The sequence below is a fragment of the Methylobacterium sp. Gmos1 genome, from assembly GCF_053764715.1.
In genome coordinates this window covers 327,618-350,596 of sequence record NZ_JBSNCC010000003.1, presented here as the reverse complement: position 1 = coordinate 350,596, position 22,979 = coordinate 327,618, and the positions used below count along the sequence as shown (strand labels likewise).

At 71.5% G+C, this 22,979-nt stretch carries 22 protein-coding genes; 8 read left to right on the top strand and 14 right to left on the bottom strand.

The annotated features are described in order from the left end of the window. Positions 1–110: 110 nt before the first annotated feature. The 3 genes from ACS5PV_RS07775 to ACS5PV_RS07765 all read left to right on the top strand — a co-directional run bounded on the left by ACS5PV_RS07775 (position 111) and on the right by ACS5PV_RS07765 (position 3,403). Complete coding sequence (locus ACS5PV_RS07775; RefSeq protein WP_455394761.1) at positions 111–1,040, top strand: DnaJ C-terminal domain-containing protein; 930 nt, start codon at positions 111–113, stop codon at positions 1,038–1,040. 136 nt (positions 1,041–1,176) lie between these two features. Continuing rightward, positions 1,177–2,043: an enoyl-ACP reductase FabI gene (gene fabI, locus ACS5PV_RS07770; protein ID WP_455394760.1), complete on the top strand. Its 867-nt coding sequence runs from the start codon at positions 1,177–1,179 to the stop codon at positions 2,041–2,043. A 151-nt stretch (positions 2,044–2,194) separates the two neighbouring features. After that, on the top strand, positions 2,195–3,403 hold the full coding sequence (locus ACS5PV_RS07765; RefSeq protein WP_455394759.1) for a pyrophosphate--fructose-6-phosphate 1-phosphotransferase: 1,209 nt from the start codon (positions 2,195–2,197) through the stop codon (positions 3,401–3,403). A gap of 400 nt (positions 3,404–3,803) precedes the next feature. Here the strand turns inward: ACS5PV_RS07765 and ACS5PV_RS07760 are convergent, their stop codons facing one another. Beyond that, the gene (locus ACS5PV_RS07760; protein WP_455394758.1) at positions 3,804–4,682 is read right to left on the bottom strand and encodes a lytic transglycosylase domain-containing protein; all 879 of its coding nucleotides are present in this window, start codon (positions 4,680–4,682) and stop codon (positions 3,804–3,806) included. Positions 4,683–4,799: 117 nt separating this feature from the next. On the opposite strand from ACS5PV_RS07760, the gene ACS5PV_RS07755 reads away from it, so the two are divergent. Both ACS5PV_RS07755 and ACS5PV_RS07750 read left to right on the top strand, forming a co-directional pair. Next, a complete protein-coding gene (locus ACS5PV_RS07755; RefSeq protein ID WP_455394757.1) occupies positions 4,800–5,666 on the top strand; it encodes a methyltransferase domain-containing protein in 867 nt (288 codons plus the stop codon). Continuing rightward, positions 5,663–6,007, top strand: a complete 345-nt coding sequence (locus ACS5PV_RS07750) for a DUF427 domain-containing protein (RefSeq protein WP_455394756.1) — start codon at positions 5,663–5,665, stop codon at positions 6,005–6,007. The genes ACS5PV_RS07755 and ACS5PV_RS07750 overlap by 4 nt, the downstream gene beginning before the upstream one ends. A 108-nt stretch (positions 6,008–6,115) precedes the next feature. Here ACS5PV_RS07750 and ACS5PV_RS07745 read toward each other — a convergent pair whose 3' ends face one another. The 3 genes from ACS5PV_RS07745 to argJ are packed head-to-tail and all read right to left on the bottom strand — an operon-like array spanning position 6,116 to position 8,509. Then, positions 6,116–6,532, bottom strand: a complete 417-nt coding sequence (locus tag ACS5PV_RS07745; RefSeq protein WP_455394755.1) for a (deoxy)nucleoside triphosphate pyrophosphohydrolase — start codon at positions 6,530–6,532, stop codon at positions 6,116–6,118. 31 nt (positions 6,533–6,563) lie between these two features. Further along, positions 6,564–7,271, bottom strand: coding sequence for an SIMPL domain-containing protein (locus tag ACS5PV_RS07740; RefSeq protein WP_455394754.1), 708 nt, complete (start codon positions 7,269–7,271; stop codon positions 6,564–6,566). Beyond that, entirely contained in the window at positions 7,268–8,509 is a 1,242-nt protein-coding gene (gene argJ / locus ACS5PV_RS07735; protein ID WP_455394753.1) for a bifunctional glutamate N-acetyltransferase/amino-acid acetyltransferase ArgJ, read from the bottom strand. Before argJ ends, ACS5PV_RS07740 begins: the two co-directional genes overlap by 4 nt. A 321-nt stretch (positions 8,510–8,830) precedes the next feature. Between argJ and ACS5PV_RS07730 the strand changes: the two genes are divergently transcribed. Then, entirely contained in the window at positions 8,831–9,808 is a 978-nt protein-coding gene (locus ACS5PV_RS07730; RefSeq protein ID WP_455394752.1) for a LysR family transcriptional regulator, read from the top strand. Between the two features lie 146 nt (positions 9,809–9,954). Beyond that, positions 9,955–10,638: a 4'-phosphopantetheinyl transferase family protein gene (locus ACS5PV_RS07725; RefSeq protein ID WP_455394751.1), complete on the top strand. Its 684-nt coding sequence runs from the start codon at positions 9,955–9,957 to the stop codon at positions 10,636–10,638. 151 nt (positions 10,639–10,789) lie between these two features. Here ACS5PV_RS07725 and ACS5PV_RS07720 read toward each other — a convergent pair whose 3' ends face one another. From ACS5PV_RS07720 to ACS5PV_RS07690, 7 genes are all read right to left on the bottom strand, one after another. Further along, entirely contained in the window at positions 10,790–11,668 is an 879-nt protein-coding gene (locus tag ACS5PV_RS07720) for an RNA polymerase factor sigma-32 (protein WP_455394750.1), read from the bottom strand. A 286-nt stretch (positions 11,669–11,954) separates the two neighbouring features. After that, the gene (locus tag ACS5PV_RS07715; RefSeq protein ID WP_455394749.1) at positions 11,955–12,542 is read right to left on the bottom strand and encodes a CarD family transcriptional regulator; all 588 of its coding nucleotides are present in this window, start codon (positions 12,540–12,542) and stop codon (positions 11,955–11,957) included. 459 nt (positions 12,543–13,001) lie between these two features. Further along, positions 13,002–13,340, bottom strand: a complete 339-nt coding sequence (gene fdxA / locus ACS5PV_RS07710; RefSeq protein ID WP_455394748.1) for a ferredoxin FdxA — start codon at positions 13,338–13,340, stop codon at positions 13,002–13,004. 162 nt (positions 13,341–13,502) lie between these two features. Continuing rightward, the gene (locus ACS5PV_RS07705; RefSeq protein ID WP_455394747.1) at positions 13,503–13,793 is read right to left on the bottom strand and encodes an RNA-binding S4 domain-containing protein; all 291 of its coding nucleotides are present in this window, start codon (positions 13,791–13,793) and stop codon (positions 13,503–13,505) included. 9 nt (positions 13,794–13,802) lie between these two features. Then, on the bottom strand, positions 13,803–17,366 hold the full coding sequence (locus ACS5PV_RS07700) for a helicase-related protein (RefSeq protein WP_455394746.1): 3,564 nt from the start codon (positions 17,364–17,366) through the stop codon (positions 13,803–13,805). A 74-nt stretch (positions 17,367–17,440) separates the two neighbouring features. Then, complete coding sequence (locus ACS5PV_RS07695; RefSeq protein WP_455394745.1) at positions 17,441–17,797, bottom strand: hypothetical protein; 357 nt, start codon at positions 17,795–17,797, stop codon at positions 17,441–17,443. 6 nt (positions 17,798–17,803) lie between these two features. Beyond that, positions 17,804–18,703 carry a DUF3108 domain-containing protein gene (locus ACS5PV_RS07690; protein ID WP_455394744.1) on the bottom strand — a complete coding sequence of 300 codons (900 nt, stop codon included), beginning with the start codon at positions 18,701–18,703 and terminating at the stop codon, positions 17,804–17,806. Positions 18,704–18,993: 290 nt separating this feature from the next. Here ACS5PV_RS07690 and rpmB point away from each other — a divergent pair, with 290 nt between their 5' ends. Next, a complete protein-coding gene (rpmB, locus tag ACS5PV_RS07685) occupies positions 18,994–19,284 on the top strand; it encodes a 50S ribosomal protein L28 (RefSeq protein ID WP_455394743.1) in 291 nt (96 codons plus the stop codon). Positions 19,285–19,441: 157 nt separating this feature from the next. On the opposite strand, the gene cobT is transcribed toward rpmB, so the two are convergent. From cobT to cobS, 3 genes are read right to left on the bottom strand one after another with little or no spacing between them, the layout of a single operon-like run. Further along, on the bottom strand, positions 19,442–21,343 hold the full coding sequence (cobT, locus tag ACS5PV_RS07680; protein ID WP_455394742.1) for a cobaltochelatase subunit CobT: 1,902 nt from the start codon (positions 21,341–21,343) through the stop codon (positions 19,442–19,444). 5 nt (positions 21,344–21,348) lie between these two features. Continuing rightward, positions 21,349–21,843, bottom strand: a complete 495-nt coding sequence (locus ACS5PV_RS07675) for a DUF29 domain-containing protein (protein ID WP_455394741.1) — start codon at positions 21,841–21,843, stop codon at positions 21,349–21,351. Between the two features lie 20 nt (positions 21,844–21,863). Continuing rightward, positions 21,864–22,847: a cobaltochelatase subunit CobS gene (gene cobS, locus ACS5PV_RS07670; RefSeq protein WP_203155069.1), complete on the bottom strand. Its 984-nt coding sequence runs from the start codon at positions 22,845–22,847 to the stop codon at positions 21,864–21,866. Positions 22,848–22,979: the final 132 nt, after the last annotated feature.

Here is a 22,979-nt window from a genome sequence, read left to right as displayed (position 1 = left end):
CAATCGGGCAACACGGTCGCCAGATAGGGCTCAATCGTTTCACGAGACCGGCGTTTGCCCGAGAGCCTGCCGCTCCGGGCCGGTGCCGCTCGAATCGCCATCGGATCGCCATGCGCAACCCATACGACGTACTCGGCGTCGGCCGCTCGGCCGACGAGGCGGAGATCAAGAAGGCTTTCCGCAAGCTCGCCAAGGCCTACCACCCCGACCGCAACAAGAACGACGCCAAGGCCCAGGACCGCTTTGCCGAGGTCAACCAGGCCTACGAGATCCTGGGCGACGCCAAGAAGCGCGAGCAGTTCGACCGCGGCGCCATCGACGGCGACGGCAAGCCGCGCTTCACCGGCTTCGAGGGCTTCGGCGGCGGTGCCGGCCGGGGCGGCGGCGGAGGCTTCGACTTCGAGTCGATGGCCCGCGGCCGCGCCGGGGCCGGCGGCGGCGCCGGAGGTTTCGGCGAGGACATCTTCTCGCACCTGTTCGGCGAGGCGTTCCGCTCCGCCGGTGGCGCCGGCCGCGCCGCGCCGCAGAAGGGCGAGGACGTGGCGGCCGAGCTGACCGTCACCCTCGACCAGGTCGCCGGCGAGGCGAAGCTGCGCCTCAACCTGCCGAGCGGCCGCGAGGTCGATGTGGTGGTGCCCAAGGGCGTGGTCGACGGGCAGGTGATCCGCCTGCGCGGCCTCGGCTATCCGGGCGCCCACGGCGCCGAGCCGGGCGACGCGCTCCTGACCATCCGCTTCGCCGCCGATTCGCGCTTCCAGATCGAGGGCACGGACCTGCGCACCACCGCCGAGGTGCCGCTCGAGGACGCGGTGCTCGGAGGGCCGATCCGGATCCAGACCCTGACCGGCGCGGTCGAGATGAAGATCCCCGCCATGACGAGTTCCGGCCGGGTCTTCCGCCTGCGCGGCAAGGGCCTGCCGAAGAAGGACGGCACCCGCGGCGACCTGCTCGCCACCATCGCCGTCACCCTGCCGGCCAATGCCGACGACGCCCTCACCGAGTTCGCCCGCAAGCGCCGCGCCGCGACCGCCGCGAGCTGAGCGTGCGGGGTTTTACCCGACCCGGCGCACTTCCGTCGCCCGCGGGCGTCGGTTAAGGAAACCGCTGGGGAGCCATGCACGGCCGGGTCCGACCGGCCGCCGCGGCGTCCCGTGGCGGCTGTTCTTTGGGTGACACATGGCTGACTCGAACCGGGCACAGGGACAGGAAGACGGGCAGGCCGGCTCCCTCAAGACCGGGCTTCTCTCCGGCAAGCGCGGCCTCGTGCTCGGCGTCGCCAACAACCGCTCGATCGCCTGGGGCATCGCCAAGAGCGCCCACCAGCACGGCGCCGAGCTGGCCTTCACCTACCAGGGCGAGGCGCTGAAGAAGCGCGTCGAGCCGCTCGCCCGCGAGCTCGACGCGGCGGTCCTCGGCCATTGCGACGTCACCGACCCGGCCTCGATCGACGCGGTCTTCGAGGCCGCCGGCCGGCACTTCCCCGACGGGATCGACTTCGTCATCCACTGCATCGCCTTCTCGGACAAGGACGAGCTGACCGGCCGCTACATCGAGACCAGCGAGGCGAACTTCTCGAAGTCGCTGCTGATCTCCTGCTACTCGTTCACGGCGGTCGCCCAGCGCGCCGAGAAGCTGATGAAGAACGGCGGCTCGCTGCTGACGCTGACCTATTACGGCGCCGAGAAGTGGATGCCGCACTACAACGTGATGGGCGTCGCCAAGGCGGCGCTGGAGGCCTCGGTGCGCTACCTCGCGGCCGATCTCGGGCCGCAGAAGATCCGCGTCAACGCGATCTCGGCCGGCCCGATCAAGACGCTGGCGGCGTCCGGCATCGGCGACTTCCGCTACATTCTCAAGTGGAACGAGTACAATGCCCCGTTGCGGCGCACGGTGACCATCGACGAGGTCGGCGAGACCGCCGCCTACCTGATCTCCGACATGTCCCGCGGCATGACCGGCGAGATCCTGCACGTCGATGCCGGCTACCATGTCGTCGGCATGAAGAATCCCGAGGCGCCGGACCTCAGCCTCGACAAGGATTGAGAGAGGCTCGCCAAACTCCCGCCGCGCCAGCGTCGCCAGAGCGGGCGGCGGGCCGTGAACGGGAGTTTGGTGAGAGACAACTGACGATCAGGGCTGGACCGGCGGGCCATCCGGCCCAATGTGGGCCTCGCGTCGTCATGCGGAGCCGCCTATGTCCACCCATAAGATCGCCATGCTCACCGCCGGCGGCCTCGCCCCCTGCCTGTCGGCGGCGGTCGGCGGGCTGATCGCCCGCTACACCGACCTCGCGCCCGAGGCCGAGATCATCGGCTATCGCAGCGGCTACAAGGGCCTGCTGCTCGGCGACCACCTCGCCGTCACCCCGGAGGTGCGGGCCAATGCCGGGGTGCTCCTGCGCCACGGCGGATCGCCGCTCGGCAACAGCCGGATCAAGCTCACCAACGTCAAGGACTGCGTGAAGCGCGGCCTCGTCAAGGAGGGGCAGGACCCGCTGAAGATCGCGGCCGAGCAGCTCGCCCGCGACCAGGTCACGGTCCTGCACACGATCGGCGGCGACGACACCAACACCACCGCGGCCGACCTCGCGGCCTATCTCGAGGCGAACGGCTACCACCTGACGGTGGTGGGCCTGCCGAAGACCATCGACAACGACGTGGTGCCGATCCGCCAGACGCTGGGCGCCTGGACGGCCGCCGAGCAGGGCGCGATCTTCGCCGAGAACATCGTCAACGAGCAGAGCGCCAACCCGCGCATGCTGATCGTCCACGAGGTCATGGGCCGCAAATGCGGCTGGCTCACCGCCGCGACGGCGCTCGCCTACCGCCAGCGTCTCGACCGCACCGCCTTCCTGCCGGAATTCGGTCTCGACCGGGCGCACAAGGAGGTGGACGCGGTCTACCTGCCGGAGATGCCCCTCGACGTCGCGCACGAGGCCGCGCGGCTTAAAGGCAGGCTCGACGCCAAGGATTGCGTCACGGTCTTCCTGAGCGAGGGCGCCGGGCTCGACGAGATCGTTGCCGAGATCGAGGGGCGCGGCGAGGTCTTGGGCCGGGACCCGTTCGGCCACGTCAAGATCGACACGATCAACGTCGGCAAGTGGTTCGCCGACCGCATCGCGCCGATGATCGGGGCGGAGAAGACCCTGGTGGTGAAATCCGGCCATTTCTGCCGCTCGGCCGCGCCCAACGCCGACGACCTGCGGCTGATCCAGGGCATGGTCGACCTCGCGGTCGAGTGCGGCCTCAAGGGCGTTTCGGGCGTGATCGGCCACGACGAGGACCAGGGCGGCCGCCTGCGGGCGATCGAGTTCCCGCGCATCCGCGGGGGCAAGGCCTTCGATCCGACCGTGCCGTGGTTCACCGCGCTCCTCGACGAGATCGGCCAGGACCGGCCTCGCTGAGATCGGGTTCGCCGGGGAGCCGGCGCCCCCGGCGCCGGTCTCCTTGTCACTCTAGATGTTAATTACGATCCCGTCGCGTCGAGCATCGGGATCGCGCGGCCGGATTCCGCGACCGGGCCCCGGCGGAGGAACGGCAGGACTTTTCCGGAGGCCTCGGCCGGCTCCAGCCCGGGCCGGACCTCTCGATGTCCCGCCCCGAACGACATCCAGCGGACGATCTTCCCGTCCTGGTGGCGTGCCAAGTGCCGTTCGACCCGTCTCCGCGCCCAGCGGGGCACGCCATCGCCGAAATTCATGGAGCTTCCTCCCTGATCGCCCACCATGCGATCGTTGTCGCTTTGTGAACGAAACAGGGACGCCCCCCTCTGTCATCACCCATTTGGGTGATGCTGGGCCAACCTCAGGTTTTCAGAACGATGCAGGCGCCGCCGACGCCGCGGATGCGGCCGCACAACGCCTCGGCGCTGGCACGGGTCTCGGACGGCACGCGGATGCGGTAGAAGGCCCGCGTGCCGCGGTGGCGCAGCCGCGTGCCGATGATCATCGGGCGCACGTCGCCGAGGATCGCGGCGTAGCGATCGCGGGCGCGGCCGAAGCTCGCGAGGGCGATCGACTTCGAGAAGTTGCCGGCGAGCTGGACGCCCCAAGGCGCGAGCACCGCCGCCGCGTCGGCGAAGAACGTCTCGGTGCGGCCGCGGATGCGCAGCGAGGCCGTGACCTGCAGGCAGCGGGTGCCCTCGGGCTCGGAGAGGTCGCTCCTCGGCTCGGCCTTGGCGGCCGCCGCCCAGTCCTCGGCGCTGCGCCCGGTGATCGCCGAGACGTAGGCCCGGGTCTCGGCCGGCAGGCCGCCGGTGCCGGAAAGCCAGGCCGAGACCCGCCCCGGCCCGCCATTGTAGGCCGCCGCCGCGAGGCCGAGATTGCCGAAGCGCCCGCGCAGGTCGATCAGGAGGCGCGCCGCCGCCGGGATCGCCTGCTCGGGATCGAACGGGTCGGACAGGCCGCGCTCCTGCGCCGTGCCAGGCATGAACTGCGCCACGCCCTGCGCGCCGGCGCGGCTGACCGCGCCGGGCCGGAAGCTGCTCTCGCGCCAGATCAGCCGGGTGAGGAAGGCGACAGGCAATCCCCTGGACTTCGCCGCCCCCTCGATCAGCCGGCACAGGGCCTGCTCCACCGTCTCCTCCTTGCTCACGGCGGCAGCGGCCGGCGCGGGCGCCACGGGGGCGGCCAGCGCCGGGGAGGCGAGGGCCAGGGCGATGAGGAGGAGGGCGATGCGGGTCACGGGGCCACCTCTAGCGCGATTCGCTGAACGATTCGGCAAGGTGCGATCGTCGCGGGGGCGTTTCGCGCGGCGGCGGGGCCCTGGCGCCGGGCACCGCCCCGCGCCATCTAGCGGGCGATGTCCTCGCCGCTCCTGTTCGACTCCGCCCTGATCCGCAAGCGCCTCGCCCGCGCGCGCCGCGCCGGCTTCGCCGATTTCCTGGTCGCGCGGGCGGTCGACGACCTGTCGGACCGCCTCGGCGCGGTGCTGCGGGAATTTCCCCGCGCCCTCGACCTCGCCACCCCGGTGCCGGCGGCGGCGGCCTGGCTCAAGGCCAGCGGCCGGGCCGGGTCGCTCGTGCGCCTCGCGCCCGTCCCGGAGCCCGGCGCCGCGGTCGGCGACCCGGAGGCACTGCCCTTCGCCGACCGCAGCTTCGACCTCGCGGTGTCGCTGCTCGCGCTCCAGCACGCCAACGACTTGCCGGGCGCCCTGGTCCAGGTCCGTCGTGCGCTGAAGCCCGACGGGCTGTTCGTCGGCTGCCTGCTCGGCGGCCGCACGCTGACCGAGCTGCGCCAGGTGCTCACCCAGGCCGAGAGCGAGATCGAGGGGGGAGCGAGCCCGCGGGTGGCCCCATTCGCGGAGGTGCGCGACCTCGGCGGGCTGTTGCAGCGCGCGGGCTTTGCCCTGCCGGTCACCGACGTCGAGACCCTGACGGTGCGCTACGGCGATCCGTTCGGGCTGATGCGCGACCTGCGCGCCATGGGGCTCACCAACGCCCTGCGCGAGCGCCGCGGTCGATTGCGCCGCGAGACCCTGATGCGCGCCGCCACCCTCTACGCCGAGCGCTTCGCCGATCCGGACGGGCGCCTGCGCGCGACCTTCGAGCTGATCTGGCTCTCGGGCTGGGTGCCGCACGAGAGCCAGCAGAAGCCGCTGCGGCCGGGCAGCGCCCAGGCGCGGCTGGCCGATGCCCTCGGCACCGTCGAACGCAAGGAGCCGTCATGACCATCACCGTCACGCCGAACCCGCACCGCATCCGCGTGATGCTCGGCGGCACGATCGTCGCCGAGACCACCCGGGCCCTCACCCTGCGCGAGGGCGGGCTGCCGCCGGTCCAGTACATCCCGCGCGAGGATGCCGAGATGGACCTCTTCGCACGCACCGAGCACCGCACGCATTGCCCGCACAAGGGCGACGCGAGCTACTACTCGCTCACGGCGGGCGGGGTCGAGCGGGCGAACGCGGTGTGGAGCTACGAGGCGCCGTTCCCGGCCGTCGCGGCGATCAAGGATCACCTGGCGTTCTATCCGAACAAGGTCGACGCGATCGAGGAGTTCACGGACTGACAGCAGATCCGGAAGATCGCTTCCGGATCTGCTGTCACAAGCCCGCGCGGCGCCTGAGCGAAGCCGAAATCCGCATTGCACCGCAATCAATCGGATTTCGTATGAGCGTCACGGCCCCAGCAGGTCGACGATCGCCGGCAGCAGCGGCAGGTCGGCCGGGGGCATCGGGTAGCTCGCGAGGTCGCGCGGGCGCACCCACTTGAGCGCCTGGCCCTCGCGTGATTGCACGAACCCTTCCCAGCGCCGGCAGACGTAGAGCGGCATCAGGAGGTGGAAGCTCTCGTAAGGGTGGCTCGCGAAGCTGAGCGGCGCCAGGCATTCCGCCTTGACGGCGATGCCGAGTTCCTCCGCCAGCTCGCGGATCAGCGTCTCCTCCGGCCGCTCGCCGGGCTCCATCTTGCCCCCTGGGAACTCCCACAGCCCGGCGAGCTGCTTGCCGGGCGGGCGCTGCGCCAGGAGCACGCGCCCATCCGGATCGACGAGGGCGACCGCCACCACGAGGAGGAGCTTGAGGGGGTCTGCCATGGGTCTCAGCCTCGGGAGGGGTGGGCGCGCGTCAGGGCGCGACCTGGTAGGTGACCTCGACGGCGGCCTCGACCGCGAGGGTGCCGGGCTCGACCGGGACGGCGAGGCCGCCGGGCGCGGCCTTCGCCGCGAAGGCGCGGGCGTGCATCGGCGCCGGGGCGCCCTCCCGCGGCGGCGAGACGATGCTCTCGAGCCGGCCGAGGCGGGTGCCCGCCGCCTCCGCCAGGGTCTCGGCCTGGCGCCGTGCGTCCCGCACCGCCTCGGCCCGCACGGCATTCTCGGTCTGGCCGGGATCCGACAGCCCGAAGGCGACGCCGCCGATCCGGTCGGCCCCGCCGTCGAGCAGGCGCCGCATCAGGGCGCCGAGGCGCTTGAGGTCGCGCACCCGCACCGAGACCGAATTGGAGGCCTGGTAGCCGTCGGGCACGTCCCGCATCTGGCCGCCGGGGTCGCGCACCGTCTTGCTCGCGGGGCGCACCGACACGGCGGCCGTGGCGAGGTCGGGCCCCGCGATGCCGAACTCGCCGGCGAGGTCCGCCACCTTGCGGGCAGCGGCCGAGTTCTGGTCGAGCGCCGCGGCCGGGTTCGGGCCGCGGCTCTCCACCGCGATCTCCACGGTGGCGAAATCCGGCGCCACCTCCCGGCTCGCCCGGCCGATCACGCTGATCCGCCCGGGCACCTCCTCCGCGAGAGCGGGCCCGGCCAGAACGAGTGCCAGGAGAGCGGCCGCCGCCCTCACGAGCGGTAATCCCCGTTGATCTCGACGTAGGCCTTGGTGAGGTCGCAGGTCCAGACCCGGGCGGTGCCGGTGCCGAGGCCGAGATCGACCCGGATCCCGACCTCGTCGCCGCGCATCGCCGCCGAGGCCGCCTCCTCGTCGTAGCCGGCGTCGCGGGCGCCCTCGACGGCGACGCGCACGTCGCCGAACCAGATCGCCAGCCGGTCGCGGTCGGCGGGCTCGCCGGCCTTGCCGACCGCCATCACCACCCGGCCCCAATTGGCGTCCTCGCCCGCCACCGCGGTCTTCACCAGCGGCGAGTTGGCGATCGACATCGCGATTCTGTGGGCCGAGGCGTCGTCGACGGCGCCCCCCACCTCGATCGTGACGAACTTGCGCGCGCCCTCGCCGTCGCGGGCGACCAGCTGGGCGAGCTCGACCAGGAGGTCGTCGAGCCCTTCCGCGAACCCAGCGAGCGCCGGATCGTCGACCGAGGCGACCGGAGCGTTGCCGGCCTTGGCGGTGGCAAACAGCATCAGGGTGTCGGAGGTCGAGGTGTCGCCGTCGACCGTGCAGCAGTTGAAGCTCTTGGCGACGCCGCGGGTGAGCAGCGCCTGCAGCACCTCGGCCGGCAGGTTGGCATCGGTGAACACGAAGGAGAGCATCGTCGCCATGTCGGGGGCGATCATGCCGGCGCCCTTGGCGATGCCGTTGATCGTCACCTCCGTGTCGCCGAGCCGCACCCGGCGGGTGGCGAGCTTCGGGAAGGTGTCGGTGGTCATGATCGCGCTGGCGGCTTCCGTCCAGCGCTCGGCACCGGGGCCGGTGCGGCCGGCGCAGTCGGCGAGCACGCCGTCGAACTTGGTGGCGTCGAGCGGCTCGCCGATGACGCCGGTCGAGGCGATGAAGACCTCGCCCGGTGCGCAATCGGCCGCCTTGCCGGCGATCTCGGCGGTGAGCCGCACCGATTCGCGGCCCTTGAGGCCCGTGAACGCGTTGGCGTTGCCGGAATTAACCACCAGCGCTCGGGCCGACTGCCCGGCGCGCAGGGTCTCCCGGCACCAGTCGACGGCGGCCGACGGGCATTTCGAGCGGGTGAAGACGCCCGCCGCCCGGGTGCCGGGATCGAGCAGGACCAGCAGCACGTCGGTGCGGCCGCGGTAGCGGATGCCGGCCTGCGCGGTGGCGAGGCGCACGCCGGGAATCGGCGGCAGGGCGGGCTGGTGCTTGGGCGCGAGCGGCGAGACGGGGTGAGACATGCGGTGCTCCGGTCCGCCGACGCCTCGTCGTCCGCATCGGCGCGGCGGTGTTGCCCCGCGAAGGCGCCCTGCGTCAACCAGGCCGGAGCCGCGCTCGCGGCCTGGATCGCATGTTCCGTCGTGCCTGTCCGCTACGGGAGACGGCCCCTGGGCGGCGGGCGGGGCGAACGCGCGTGACGCGGCCGAAAAAATGTTTTTCGGAGGGGAGTTGACGCAAGGGCGGGATGGAGTTTCCTTATCTAGAGTTGCACCTTATCATCTAGAGGATCAGGCGCGGAACGCGCGCTCGCGCGTGTCCGTCCGTCGCCCGGAGGTTCCCGTTTGGCCCACCCGCAAGTCCTTCGCGACATGGCGCTCTTCGTCGAGGTCGCGAAGCGGAAGAGCTTCAGCCAGGCGGCTGTGGCGCTCGACGTGCCGATCTCCTCCCTCTCCCGGCGCATCACGCAGTTCGAGACCTCGATCGGCCTGCGCCTGCTCGACCGCACCACCCGCAAGCTGGTCCTGACGCCGCACGGCGAAGCCTATTACGAACAGGCGACCCGCCTGGTGGAGGAGGCGCAGCGCACCTTCGACGAGCTGATCGCCCAGGCGAAGGGCCCGAGCGGCCTGCTCAAGATCGCCGCGCCGCCCGATCCGTGGGTGCTGCACCACCTCTCGATCGTCGCGGGGGAATACGCCCGGCGCTATGCCCAGGTGCGGGTGCACCTCGATCTCTGGCCCCATCTCGTCGATCTCGCCCAGGACGGCTACGACCTCGCGCTGGCCGTCGGGGCGCCGCGGGAGACCTCGATGATCACCCGCAAGGTGGCTCAGCTCGAGAACGCCCTGTTCGCCGCGCCCGGCTACCTCGACCGGGCCGGGCGGCCCGAGGCGCCGGCCGATCTCGCGCGGCACCAGGCGGTCATGGTCGGGACGCCGGCTGCGTCGAGCACGCCCGCACCGGGCCTCTGGCCGCTCGAACGCGAGGAGGAGATGGTGTCGGCGCCTGTCGGCCGCGTGGTGTCCAGCAATAGCCAGGCCATGGCCCGGCGCCTGGCCCTCGCGGGGCACGGCATCGGCCTCCTGCAGGTGATCGACGTCGAGCGGGACGTGGAGGCCGGGCACCTGGAGCGGGTGCTGCCCGAGTGGCACGGCCTGCCGAGCCCGATCTACATCGTCACGACCTCACGGCTGCTGCCGGCCAAGACCCGCAGCTTCATCGCCTTCGCCTCGCGCCAGCTCGCCGAGCAGCTGGCGCCCCGCGGCGTCGCCCTGGACGAGGCCGAGCTCGCCGCCCTCTACGACCTCCAGGAGGCGTGACGCGGACGGCCCGCCCGTGCACTTGAGCACTTCACGATCGCGTTGCGATCGCGAAGGTCTCTAAGTCTTTGTTTTGCCGCATTTTCTCTGACGAACCGGTATCCACTTCGTCGGAAAATGCTCTTGCTCCACTCATGCGGGACGGCGTGGCGACACTCTCGGATCTGACCTTCACCGGCGGGGCGCTGGCGGTGGCGGCCCCGGCCGACGCCTTGGCGGCATTGCCGGCGGAGCGCCTGGCGCTTCCGCCGGACGAGGCGGCGCGCATCGCCCACTTCCGGCAGGCGCAGGACCGTCACGAGCGCGCGGCGGCGCACGGGCTCTTGCGCCACCTGCTCGGACCCTGGCTCGGCCGCGATCCCGCGGACATTATCTTGGCGCGCGACGTCGGCGGGCGGCCGTTCCTGCCCGGGGCGGCGGGCCTCGACCTGAACCTCAGCCACGGCGCCGGCTGGGTCGCGGCCGGGCTGTCGACCTCGGGCCGAATCGGCGTCGACGTCGAGGGCAATGCCCGGCCGGTCGATTGGGATCGGATCGCGCCGGTCTTCCTGCACCCGGCCGAACTCGCCGCCTACCGCGGCCTGCCGGCTGGCGCGCGGCCGCGGCAGGGGCTGGAATACTGGTCGGTCAAGGAAGCCTGCCTGAAGGCGACCGGCGAGGGCCTTGCCGCAGAGCCCCGCTCGGTCCGGCTGACGCCGGACGGGACGACCTGGCGCCTGGCGCGGGCGGGGCTTTCGCTGCGAGCCGCATCGCGGATCCTGCCGGATGGGGCGCGGTTCGCCTGGGCGGCGGAGGAGGGGGTAGAGGTGGTCGTCGAGGTGGCGGGCTGATCGGCAGGACAGGCGGGGAGGCGACCGGTGTTTCGGCCAGCGATCCTCCATCGAGTTCGCACCGGCAGATCACACACCCTCGACGTCATTCCGCGGCGCGGCCCCGGAACGACCAGGAGGTATCACGGCACCCGGACAGACTCTTAACGCCTCAAACGTAAGCGCTCATGCCGGCATTCGACTGCGGGAAGCGCTCGGCGAGGGCGCGGCGCAGCTTCTCGAGGGCACGGTTCTCGATCTGGCGCACGCGCTCCTTGGAGATGCCGAGGCGGTGGCCGAGAGCCTCCAGGGTGGCCTGGTCCTCGGCGAGGCGCCGCTCGTGCAGGATGCGCAGCTCGCGCTCGGAGAGCACCGTGAGGGCCTGGCGCAGCCAGGTCAGGCGGCGCTCGCTGTCGACGGCGTCGGAGACGGTCTCGTCGGGGAGGGGGGAGGTGTCGACCAAGAAGTCGACGCGCTCGGCGGAGGCCTCGCCGTCGTCGCCGACGGGGGCGTTGAGCGACATGTCCGGGCCCGAGAGGCGGGCATCCATCAGGGCGACGTCCTCGCGGGAGACGCCGATGGCGGTGGCGATGCGGCGGTGGATCTCGTCGCCGACGCGCTCGTCGGTCGATTGCATCAGCCGGGCGCGCAGGCGCCGGAGGTTGAAGAACAGGGCTTTCTGGGCCGAGGAGGTGCCGCCGCGGACGATCGACCAGTTGCGCAGGATGTAGTCCTGGATCGAGGCCCGGATCCACCAGGTGGCGTAGGTCGAGAAGCGCACGTCCCGCTCGGGCTCGAAGCGGGCCGCGGCCTCCATCAGCCCGACATGGCCCTCCTGAACCAGATCCGCCATCGGCAGGCCGTAATGACGGAAGCGGCCGGCGAGGGCGATCACGAGCCGCATATGGGCGGAGATCAGACGGTGCAGGGCCACCTCGTCCCGTTCGTCCTTCCAGCGCACCGCGAGACCGCGCTCTTCCTCCCGCTCGAGGAAGGGGGCATCCATCGCGATGCGAACGAACTGCCGACGTATGCCTGCGATTTCCGCCATCCCCGCCTCCGCTGCTGTGGTAAGCGCTGTGTGTCGCGATGAGGCCGGGGCGCAGCATGGAGCGCGCCCGTTACACCGCAAGGCCTGCGACAACGGCGGGATCCCCCCCTCGGTTCCCGCAATGCGAAAAAATCGTCGGCGGCACGATTCTTTGGCGGGCGCGACGGCCGGAGATTGATCTCAACGGCATCCGCAGCGCGAAAGGCGAGAGGCAGACATGCGAAAGCCCGGCGCGAGGGCCGGGCTTTCGGTCGTTTCAGGTTCGGTCCCGGAGGGGCGTGGCGGCTCAGGCCGCCTCGGCCTCGTCCTGCACGTCCTCGCCGTCGGCCTCGGCTTCGGCGCCCTTGGCCCGGCGGGGCGACTTGGCGAGGCTCTGCTCGATCAGCTTGAGCGACTCGGTGTCGGTGATGCGGTTCACCGCCGCGATCTCGCGCACCACGCGGTCGAGGGCCGCCTCGTAGAGCTGGCGCTCGGAATAGGACTGCTCGGGCTGCGCGTCGGAGCGGTAGAGGTCGCGCACCACCTCGGTGACGGCGATCAGGTCGCCGGAATTGATCTTCGCCTCGTATTCCTGGGCCCGGCGCGACCACATCGTGCGCTTCACCCGGGCGCGGCCGGTGAGCACGTCGAGCGCCTTCTTGACCAGCTCGGGCTCGGCGAGCTTGCGCATGCCGACCGAGTTCGCCTTGGCGGTCGGGACCCGCAGGACCATCTTGTCCTTCTCGAACGACACCACGAACAGCTCGAGCTTGTAGCCGGCGATCTCCTGCTCCTCGATCGCCGTGATGCGGCCGACGCCGTGGGCCGGATACACGATCGCTTCGCCGGTCTTGAAGCCCTGCCGGGCGGCTGTCGTCTTCTTGGCGGTCGTCATGCGGGGGTGGCCTCCAGGTCACCGTTCGCGGCAATGTCCGCGACCGGATCGTTCATCCGGGTCAGGGCACCCGGCGAAAAATACGCGCCTGCCGGACGTCCCGAGGGAAGCCCGTCAGTCCCTGTCAAACCATAGCTAGGGAACGTCCGAACGCGCTGCGGACCACATGGGATCCACCTTGGCTGATCGCATGCCGCCTCGTCCCATCGAAAAAATCCCGCTCGGAGGACGAAGGCTGCACGTCGGACGAAAAGCGACGGCGATCAGGAACCTAGCACGAGGAGGCCTGAAAATCAAAAAAATTCAGGCGCCCGGCATGGCTGCGCAGGCACCTTGCACCATGTTTCACCAGCTTGGCGAGGCGTTCGCAGACCCGTCATGCGATGCCGGCAGGGATCGCCACGAAGCAGCAACGATCCCGGCGGCAACGATCCCGCTCGCAGGTCGCGACCGGCCGGCTCAGTCGCCCGAGCCCGGGTTGGCCGAGAAATGGGCCTCGAACTTGCCGGGCTTGCCGTCCCACTCCTTGGCGTCGGAGGGGGCCACCTTCTTCTGGGTGATGTTGGGCCAGTTCTTCGCCATGTCGGCATTGAGCTTCAGCCAGCTCTCCAGGCCCGGCTCGGTGTCGGGCTTGATCGCCTCGGCCGGGCATTCGGGCTCGCACACGCCGCAATCGATGCACTCGTCCGGCTGGATGACGAGCATGTTCTCGCCCTCGTAGAAGCAGTCGACCGGACACACCTCCACGCAGTCCATGTACTTGCACTTGATGCAGTTGTCGGTGACGACGTAGGTCATGGGCCGGGAAAACCTCGAAGGCAGAAAGGGCGCTCGCGCGGCGCCCGGGCGTATGGGGCGGGCCTTAGACCCGGGCGGGCGGGCTTGCAAGCCGCCCCATGGGCAGCAGCATCGCATAGCCGGGGAGCGTCGCCTTCGCGTCACGCTTTCGCAGGGCGCCGCTCAACCCGCCTCCCCGGGCGGAGGGCTCGCCGAGAGGTCGGCGTAGAGCAGCCGGGCCTCCGGCGCCGGGCCGCGGCGCTCGCCGAGATCGAGCACCCGCACCGCCGCCGTGACGTGCTGGGCGGCGACCGTGACCACGTCGCCAACCGCCACGGCCTTCGAGGGGGCGTCGGCCCGCTGGCCGTTCACCCGCACGAAGCCGTCCTCGATCAGGCGCGCGGCGAGGGAGCGCGTCTTCGCGAAGCGCGCGAACCACAGCCACTTGTCGAGGCGCTGCCGGTCCGCGCGCATGGCGCCCGGTCAGCGCTTGTCGCCGTCCCTCGCCTCCATCTGCGCCTTCAGGGCGAGAAGCTTGGCGAAGGGGGAATCCGGGTCCGGGGCGCGCTCGCGCCGCGGCGGCCGGGCGTCGTGCATGCCGCCGTTGCGGGGAGCGTCGCGCCGGTCCTGCGGGGGACGACCGCCCTCGCGACCGCCCGGATGCGGCCCGCGCGGCGGACGCCCGTCGCGCCGGCCCTCGCCCCGGTTGTCGGGCCCGCGACCTTCGAAACGGTTCTCCGGACGGCCCTCGCCGGCGGGACGGTTCTCACCACCCCTGTTCTCACCACCCCTGTTCTCTCCTGGGCGCCGGTCGCCCCAGCGCTGGCCGTCGCGGGGCGCGCGATGGGCGCGCTGCTCGGCCGGCGCGCCTTCAGCCCCCTCCGGCCGTGGGAGGCCACCGCGCGGACGGCCGTGCTGGCCCTCGCGCTGGCCCTGGCCCTCGGGCCGGCCGCGGCCCTGGTGGCGCGGGGCGTGGCTGCGCTGGTGGCGGTGCATCCGCCACACCTCGATGACGATCGGCTCGGCCGGGGTGGCGGGCTCGCCCGCGGCTTCGGCGGTCTCGGTCGCGTGGGTCTCGGCGGGAGCCTCGTGCGGTGCGGTCTCGCCCGCGGCGGCGGTCTCGGTTTCGGGCTCGGCCTCGGCCTCGGCCTGCGCGGCCTCGGCGTCGACCGGGGCCGGCTCCTCGGGCGCTGGCGCCTCGACGGGCGCATCCTCGACCGCGGCGCTCTCGGCCGGAGCGTCATGAGCCTCAGCCGCCTGGGCCGGCGCGTCCTGGCCGTGCGTCTCTTGGGCCTGTGTCTCTTGGCCCCCTGTCTCCTGGCCGTGCGCTTCCTGGCTATGCGTCTCTTGCGCAGCCTCGGCCTCGACCGGCTCGGCGGCCGCGGCCTCCTCGGCGGGGGCCTCGTGCGGAGCGGGCTCCTGGGTCGGGGCATCGTCGCCCGTCGCCTCGACGGTCACGGCCTCGGCCGGCGCTTCCTCGGAAGAGGTCTCGCCTGCCTCAGCCGAGGCCTCGCCGGTCTCCGCGGTCTTCACCTGCACCGGTACCGTCGGGGCGGCCGGGCGCAGGGCGACGGTGATCGCCGGGCCGGGCCGGCGGTCGACGACGTAGCCGAGCGACTTCAGGATCGAGGCGAAATCCTCGCCCGAGCAGCCGACCAGCGAAGTCATGCCGACGGTCGGCACGAAGCCGTCCTTGTCGGCGGTGCCCGGAGGCGGCTCGCCGGGGGTGGTGCCCGGCACGTACGCGATCGCCGGGCGGATCAGGTCGGCCAGGCGCTCCAGGATGTCGACGCGCACCGCACGGCCGCCGCAGACCCGGAAGCCGGCGGCGCGGTAGAGGCCCTTGGCGATCTCCGGGTCCACCGGCATCGAGGTGCGGCCGGAGCCGGCGAGATGCGCGATCTCGTCGAGGCCGCGCTGGTCGAGGCCGCCGTTGTGCAGCGCCCAGAGCTGCGCTGCCAGCGTGCGGGGCGCGGGCTTCAGCAGCGCCGGCATGGTGATGTGGTAGGCACCGAAGCGCACGCCGTGCTTGCGCAGGGCCGCGCGGCCCTCCTGGTCGAGGCTGCGCATCTCGTTGAGGACCTTGGCGCGCTCCAGCACGCCCAAGGCCTCCGCCACCTGGAAGCCGATGCCGCGGGCCAGCCCCGTGAGGTCGGCCGCGGTCTCGAGCTCGAGGGCGGGGCCGAGCAGGCGCACGATGTGGGCCTTGAGCCAGGCCTCGAGCCGGCCCTCGACCTTCTCGCGGGCGGGACCCGAGAGCTGCTCGTCGGCGAGCAGCCGCAGGCCGGGGGCGTAGAGCTTCTCGCCCGGCACGAGCTTGGCGACCGGGTTGCCGGTCCAGCGGATCGTGCCGTCGTTCGAGAGCACCAGAGCCGCGTCGGCCGCGGCGGCGAACCGGTCGGCCCGCGCCTCGATCTCGCTCGCCAGCGCCTTCTCGGCGGCGCTGCGCAGGGTCTTGGCTTCCTGGCCCTCGGCGCCGGGATCCGGCACGAACTGGAATCCGTGCAGGTGGCCGACGTGCTGTCCCTCGACCGTCACGTCGCCGCCCGCGGTGATCTCAGCTTCCAACATGGTATTCTCTCTCAGGCGCCGCATCAGCACGCTGGTGCGCCGATCGACGAATCGACTCGCCAGCCGCTCGTGCAGGGCGTCGGACAGCCTGTCCTCTACCCGACGCGTCTCGCCCTGCCAATGCTCCGGGTCGGCGAGCCAGTCCGGTCTGTTCGCCACGAAGGTCCAGGTGCGCACGTGGGCGATGCGCTGCGACAGGGCGTCGATGTCCCCGTCGGTGCGGTCGACCATCGCGACGTGCTGGGCGAACCAGTCGACCGGGATCCGCCCGGCCATCCCGCGCATCAGGAAGCGGTAGAGCTGGGCGATCAGGTCGGCATGGGTCTGGATCGCGGATTTCCGGTAGTCCGGCACGCCGCAGACCATCCACAGCCGCTCCACCGCGCTGCGCGACGTGGCGTAGTCGCGGATGTCGTCCTCCTTGGCGAGGATGTCGAGGGCGGCCTCGTCGTCGCCGGTCGGCGCCCGGGTCAGGCCGCGCTCGCTCGGATGCTCGGCGAGACTGCGGCGCAAGCCGTCGATCGAGCCGAAATCGAGGTCCGGGTTGCGCCATTGCAGCATCCGCAGCGGCTCGAAGGTGTGGCTCTCCAGGGCCTCGACCATCTCGGCCTCCAGCGGCGGACAGCGCCCGGTGGTGCCGAAGGTGCCGTCACGCAGGTGGCGCCCGGCTCTCCCTGCGATCTGCGCCATCTCGGAGGGCGAGAGGTCGCGGAAGCGCGTGCCGTCGTACTTGCGGTTTGACGCGAAGGCGACGTGGTCGACGTCGAGGTTGAGCCCCATGCCGACTGCGTCGGTCGCGACGAGGTAGTCGACCTCGCCGGACTGGTAGAGCTCGACCTGGGCGTTGCGGGTGCGCGGCGAGAGGGCGCCGAGCACCACCGCGGCGCCGCCGCGCTGGCGCCGCAGCAGCTCGGCGATGGCGTAGACCTCTTCCGCCGAGAACGCCACGATGGCGCTGCGCTGGGGCAGGCGCGAGAGCTTGCGGCTGCCGGCGAAGCTCAGCTGCGACAGGCGCGGGCGCGTCGTCACGTGGATGCCCGGGATCAGCGACTTGACCAGCGGCTCCATCGTGCCCGAGCCGATCAGCAGCGTCTCCTCGCGGCCGCGCTGGTGCAGCAGCCGGTCGGTGAAGGTGTGACCGCGGTCGCGGTCGGCGCCGAGCTGGATCTCGTCGATGCCAACGAAATCCACGGTGTTGTCCCGCGGCATCGCCTCGGCGGTGCAGATCCAGTAGCTCGGCCGGTTCGGCTTGATCTTCTCCTCGCCGGTCACGAGGGCGACCCGCTCGGGGCCGACCCGCTCGACGACGCGGTGATAGACCTCGCGGGCGAGCAGCCGCAGCGGCAGGCCGATCATGCCGGTCGGGTGGCCGAGCATCCGCTCGATGGCGAGGTGGGTCTTGCCGGTATTGGTGGGACCGAGCACCGCCGTGGCGCCGCGCAAGCGGGCCTGCGGTGAGAGGGAGCGGCGCGTCATCGGGCTGGACAGACATCCTCGGAGCGGGAAGCGGCGGCCGCCGCGCCATCCCGGACTGAAAGCCGGGACCCCGTCTAGCGCTCCGGATCGCGGCCGCCCCGCGGCCGTGGCCCGGGCAGCGGCCTCCCCTCATATGGGGCGGGAGCGGACCGATCGCCATACGGCGACCGATCGCCGTAGGGCGAGGCCTGCCCCAGGCCCGGAGAGCCGAGGCCCGGCGCGATCACCTCGATGCGGGTATTCGATGCCCGGCCCTGGTCGAGGTCGGCGCAGAGCGTGTCCGGCACGGCGGTGAGCGGGCCCGGCGGGTTCGCGCCGATGGCCGCCGAGGAATAGGCGTCGCCGCCGCAATCGGATCCGTTCGCCAGCGCCGGGAGCGGAACGAGGAGCAGGAGGAGGAAGGGCGAGAAGAGGGGGATGACGCGCCGCACGAAGGACTAGCGCCCGTCCGCCGGCGTCTCGGCGGATTGCGCCGCGGCGGCCTGCACGGTCGTCTCCGGGCCGCCCTGACCGGTCTGCGACCAGCGCGTCGCCTCGATGATGTTGAGGCCGAGCTGGGTGCGCACGGCGATGCGAAGCGGCAGCAGCACCCGGGCGCCCTCGACGGGGGCGAGCCACACCGACATCTCGGTGTTGTCCTCCATGAACTTCACCCCCGGCCGGTCGGGCCGGTGGCCGGCGATCGGCTGGTAGCGGGCGTTGCAGACCAGCACCGGGCCGGCATAGCCGGGCTTCTGCACGCTGCGGGTCTCGGCGTAGCTCAGCACCACGTTGAACCGGCTCGCGCCGTCGAAGACCGGGATGGTGCGGTTGCAGTTCTGCGGGTCGGTGAGCTCGCCGCGGCCTTGCGCCGGCATCATCAGGGCGCTCACCGGATCGATGACGCCGCGCTTGTGCACCTCGCTGACGGTGACGCGCTCCGGGTCCGGCACCAGCGGCGGCGCGATGTCCGAGGCGACCACGTTGCCGCGGGCGAGCGCCATGCGCACGGTGATCGACGCCGAGGCGCTGTGCGAGGCGAGGGCGAAGGCGGCCGGCACCGGCCGGGCCGCCACCGCGCCGCTCGCCCTCCCTGAGCCGTAGCCGCCGGTGATCGCCCCGACGAGGCCGGTGAGGCGGGCGCTGACATCCATCGTGTAGCGCGGGCCCTGGACCGACCCGGTGACCTGCGCGGTGCCGATCGGCATCCCGGCGAGCATGATGCCGTAATCGACCGTGACGGCGGTCTCGCCGGCCTTCGGTGCGCGGCCCCGCGCGGCCTGGGCCGGCGTCGCCTCGCCGGCCGGAAGGGCGAGCCCCGCCGCGAGGGCGAGCGAGAGGTAGGCCTTGGAACGCATGGAGGGAACCGATCTCGATCACCGTCGCCCAGCGCCGATGAAGCGGGGAGAATCTGGCCCTATCGTGACGCGATTAGGGTTAACGGTTCGTCTCGCACCCGCGTCGCCCGCCCGCCCCGGCGCAGGCCCTTGCCGGCGGCCGTACCTTGACGAGACCCGCACTCTCCCTCTATAGGCGCGTGCTTTCCAGGGACTTCGCGGGGTCCGGTTCAAGCCGGGGTGCGCAGCACGCCCGGCTCTCGCGTTGCGTGGTCCCTCGTCCGACCAAGACCAGTTGAGGATTGAAGACCATGTCGCGTCGCTGCGAGCTCACCGGTAAGGGGGTGCTCACCGGCCACCTCGTGAGCCACTCGAACCACAAGACCAAGCGCCGGTTCCTCCCGAACCTGTGCAACGTCACCCTGCTCTCCGACACGCTCGGCCGCTCGGTGCGCCTGCGCATCTCGGCCAACGCCCTGCGCTCGGTCGAGCACCGCGGCGGCCTCGACGCGTTCCTGATCAAGGCCGGCGCGACCGACCTGTCGCAGAACGCCCGCCTGCTGAAGCGCGAGATCGAGAAGAAGCTCGCCGAGGCGGCCTGAGCCGGACAGGGAGGCGCCAAGGGACAGACTCTCGCGCCTCCATCGGTCAGCATCGAGCGTGAAAAACCCCCGGATGCGCCAGCGGCGCCCGGGGGTTTTTCGCGTGAGACGATAGGTGAGGCCGCCGCGCGGCCCTGGAGGAGGGGGAGGGGGCGGCTCAGCGCCGCCCGCCCGCCGCCATCCGGCGCACCGGCATCGTGCCGGCATCCTCGTTGAACAACTCGGCCAGCTTCTCGGTCATCACGCCGCCGAGCTCCTCGGCGTCGACGATGGTGACGGCCCGGCGGTAGTAGCGCGTCACGTCGTGGCCGATGCCGATGGCGAGCAGCTCCACCGGCGAGCGGGTCTCGATCTCGTCGATCACGTAGCGCAGGTGGCGCTCCAGGTAGTTGCCCGGATTGACCGAGAGGGTCGAGTCGTCGACCGGGGCGCCGTCGGAGATCACCATCAGGATCCGGCGCTGCTCGGGCCGGCCGAGCAGGCGCTTGTGGGCCCAGTCCAGGGCCTCGCCGTCGATGTTCTCCTTGAGCAGGCCCTCGCGCATCATCAGCCCGAGGTTCTTGCGCGCCCGCCGCCAGGGTGCGTCCGCCGACTTGTAGACGATGTGGCGCAGGTCGTTGAGGCGGCCCGGGGTCGACGGCTTGCCCGATTGCAGCCAGGCCTCGCGCGACTGCCCGCCCTTCCAGGCCCGGGTGGTGAACCCTAGGATCTCGACCTTGACGCCGCAGCGCTCCAGCGTGCGGGCGAGGATGTCGGCACAGGTCGCCGCCACGGTGATCGGCCGGCCGCGCATCGAACCCGAATTGTCGAGGAGCAGGGTGACGACCGTATCGCGGAAATTGGTGTCCTTCTCGTGCTTGAACGAGAGCGGCTGGTAGGGGTCGATCACCACGCGCACGAGGCGCGCCGGATCGAGCTGGCCCTCTTCCAGGTCGAACTCCCAGGCGCGGTTCTGCTGCGCCAGCAGCCGCCGCTGCAGCCGGTTGGCGAGCCGCCCGACCACGCCCTGGAGGTGGGCGAGCTGCTTGTCGAGGTAGGAGCGCAGGCGCGCCAACTCGTCGGCGTCGCACAGGTCCTCGGCGTGGACCACCTCGTCGTATTTCTGGGAGAAGACCTTGTAGTCCGGGCCCCTGGGCTCGTTCGCGCGGGGACCCGGCGGGCGCCAGGACTCGGAAGCCTCCTCCGAATCGGCGTCCTCGGCATCCTCCGGCAACTCGCCGGAGGGCGCGTCGGCGGCCTCGGTGGCGCCTTCCTCGATCTCGTCGGAGGCCTCGTCCGATACCTCCATCTCGGCCCGGTCGCCCTGGCTCTGCTGCTCGGCCTCGCCCTCGCCGGCCTGCTGCTCGTCTGACTCGGCCTCGTTCTCGTCGTCGTTCTCCTCGTCGTCGGGGTCGAGGGGGGCCTCGTCCGCCATGTCGAGGGAGGAGAGGAGGTCGCGCACCGAGCGGGCGAAGGCGCGCTGGTCCTCGATGCTGCCCATCAACCCGTCGAGGTTGCGCCCGGCCCGATCCTCGATGAACTCGCGCCACAGGCCGACGATGCGCTGCGCCGCCGGCGGCGGGGCCTGGCCGGTCAGGCGCTCGCGCACCATCAGGGCGACCGCATCCTCCATCGGCGCGTCGGCCCGGTCGGTGATCTCCTCGTACTTGCCGCCGCGGTGGTAGCGGTCCTCCAGCATCGCCGTGAGGTTGCCGGCGACCCCGGCCATCCGGCGCGAGCCGATCGCCTCGACCCGCGCCTGCTCGACCGCGTCGAAGACCGCGCGGGCGGCGGCGTTCTCGGGCGCGAGGCGGCGGTGCACCGCGTTGTCGTGGCAGGCGAGGCGGAGAGCCATCGAATCGGCGTGGCCGCGCAGGATCGCGACGTCGCCGGGCGAGAGCTTGCGCGGCGGCTCCGGCAGGCGGGCCTTGTCGCCGGTGAGCGCCGGCCGGTCGGTCGCGAAGGTGACCTCGATCTCGGCCTTGCGGGCGATGGCCCGCAGCGTCCCGGCCACCGAGCGCTTCAGCGGCTCGGCGACGGACTCGCGCTTCTCGCCGGGCTTGCGGTTGGAGATGGACATGGAGGCTACTTCTTCAGCGAGTCGAAGTCGAAGGGGCGGTCCAGGAGGTCGTCCCAGGTGTAGGGGCACTCCTTGGGGAAGTCGTCGGGCTCGAGATGCGTCTCCTCGGCAGCCCAGAGCCGGGCCCCCTCGTAGGCATCCGCGAGCGCGGTCTCCCGGTGGGGCTTCAGACCGGGATTGTCGCGCAAGAGCCGATGGTAGCGCCGCCGCTGCTCGGCGATCGAGAAGATCCAGCTCGCCGTACGGTGCTCGGGCTGCTGGTCCCACTTGAGCATGTGCATCACGAGCACGCGCAGGGCACTGTGGAGCCGGGAGAGCTGGCTCTTGCCCAAGTCCTCGAGCTCCTCGGCTACGTGCTCGGCGTCGATCTCGTCGAAGCGGCGGGCGCGGATCAGCGCCACCTGCTCCTGCACCCAGGAAAAGTAGTCCCGCTCGTAGGACGCCCGGCCCTCGACCGCGTCGGTGCCGTCGCGCCGATGATCGAGGGTCGGGTCGTCCATCGAGCAGAACTCCCTTTCGGTCAGCTCAGCGCGACGTTCACCGCGCTCTCGGGCAGCTCCTTGCCGAAGGAGCGCTGGTAGAACTCGGCCACCAGCGCGCGCTCCAGCTCGTCGCACTTGTTGAGGAAGGTGACCCGGAAGGCGAAGCCGATATCGTTGAAGATGTCGGCGTTCTCGGCCCAGGTGATCACCGTGCGCGGGCTCATCACGGTCGACAGGTCGCCGTTGATGAAGGCGTTGCGGGTGAGGTCGGCCACGCGCACCATTTTGTTGACGATGTCGCGTCCGCCCTCGCCGCGGTAATGCGGCGCCTTGGAGAGCACGATGTCGACCTCGCGGTCGTGGGGCAGGTAGTTGAGCGTGGTGACGATCGACCAGCGGTCCATCTGGCCCTGGTTGATCTGCTGGGTGCCGTGATAGAGGCCCGACGTGTCGCCGAGGCCGACCGTGTTGGCGGTGGCAAACAGCCGGAAGCCGGGATGGGGGCGGATCACCCGCTTCTGGTCGAGCAGCGTCAGGCGGCCCGAGACCTCCAGCACGCGCTGGATCACGAACATCACGTCGGGGCGGCCGGCATCGTACTCGTCGAAGACCAGCGCCACGTTGTTCTGCAGGGCCCAGGGCAGGATGCCGTCCTGGAAGGCGGTGACCTGCTTGCCCTCCTGGAGCACGATCGCGTCCTTGCCGACGAGGTCGATGCGCGAGACGTGGCTGTCGAGGTTGATGCGCACGCAGGGCCAGTTCAGGCGGGCGGCGACCTGCTCGACGTGGGTGGACTTGCCGGTGCCGTGGTACCCGGTGATCATCACCCGGCGGTTGCGGGCGAAGCCCGCCAGGATCGCCAGGGTGGTCTCCCGGTCGAACAGGTAGTCGGGATCGAGATCCGGCACGTGCTCGTCGGTGGCCGAGAAGGCCGGCACCTCGAGGTTCGAATCGATCCCGAACACCTTGCGCACCGAGACGGTCGTGTCCGGGAGAGCGGGTGGCGTCTTCTCAGCAAGCATACGGAGCCTCGTCGGGGCAGGCCTGGCCCTCCATGGGCGTCCTGCGGATGTCGCGACGGCGCGGGGTGACCGGCGGGCGCCGCATGTCAATAATCTGCGGGGGGAGCCGGCGCAAACGTGCCTGACGCGGAT

Bases quoted from the DNA above. Each gene is read 5' to 3' on its own strand.
- ACS5PV_RS07765 (WP_455394759.1), top strand. From the start codon at position 2,195: ATGTCCACCCATAAGATCGCCATGCTCACCGCCGGCGGCCTCGCCCCC.
- argJ (WP_455394753.1), bottom strand. From the start codon at position 8,509: ATGTCTCACCCCGTCTCGCCGCTCGCGCCCAAGCACCAGCCCGCCCTG.
- ACS5PV_RS07690 (WP_455394744.1), bottom strand. From the start codon at position 18,703: ATGCGTTCCAAGGCCTACCTCTCGCTCGCCCTCGCGGCGGGGCTCGCC.
- ACS5PV_RS07745 (WP_455394755.1), bottom strand. From the start codon at position 6,532: ATGGCAGACCCCCTCAAGCTCCTCCTCGTGGTGGCGGTCGCCCTCGTC.
- ACS5PV_RS07755 (WP_455394757.1), top strand. From the start codon at position 4,800: ATGTCCTCGCCGCTCCTGTTCGACTCCGCCCTGATCCGCAAGCGCCTC.
- cobS (WP_203155069.1), bottom strand. From the start codon at position 22,847: ATGCTTGCTGAGAAGACGCCACCCGCTCTCCCGGACACGACCGTCTCG.
- cobT (WP_455394742.1), bottom strand. From the start codon at position 21,343: ATGTCCATCTCCAACCGCAAGCCCGGCGAGAAGCGCGAGTCCGTCGCC.
- ACS5PV_RS07750 (WP_455394756.1), top strand. From the start codon at position 5,663: ATGACCATCACCGTCACGCCGAACCCGCACCGCATCCGCGTGATGCTC.
- fabI (WP_455394760.1), top strand. From the start codon at position 1,177: ATGGCTGACTCGAACCGGGCACAGGGACAGGAAGACGGGCAGGCCGGC.
- ACS5PV_RS07775 (WP_455394761.1), top strand. From the start codon at position 111: ATGCGCAACCCATACGACGTACTCGGCGTCGGCCGCTCGGCCGACGAG.
- fdxA (WP_455394748.1), bottom strand. From the start codon at position 13,340: ATGACCTACGTCGTCACCGACAACTGCATCAAGTGCAAGTACATGGAC.
- ACS5PV_RS07700 (WP_455394746.1), bottom strand. From the start codon at position 17,366: ATGACGCGCCGCTCCCTCTCACCGCAGGCCCGCTTGCGCGGCGCCACG.
- ACS5PV_RS07675 (WP_455394741.1), bottom strand. From the start codon at position 21,843: ATGGACGACCCGACCCTCGATCATCGGCGCGACGGCACCGACGCGGTC.
- ACS5PV_RS07705 (WP_455394747.1), bottom strand. From the start codon at position 13,793: ATGCGCGCGGACCGGCAGCGCCTCGACAAGTGGCTGTGGTTCGCGCGC.
- ACS5PV_RS07715 (WP_455394749.1), bottom strand. From the start codon at position 12,542: ATGACGACCGCCAAGAAGACGACAGCCGCCCGGCAGGGCTTCAAGACC.
- ACS5PV_RS07720 (WP_455394750.1), bottom strand. From the start codon at position 11,668: ATGGCGGAAATCGCAGGCATACGTCGGCAGTTCGTTCGCATCGCGATG.
- rpmB (WP_455394743.1), top strand. From the start codon at position 18,994: ATGTCGCGTCGCTGCGAGCTCACCGGTAAGGGGGTGCTCACCGGCCAC.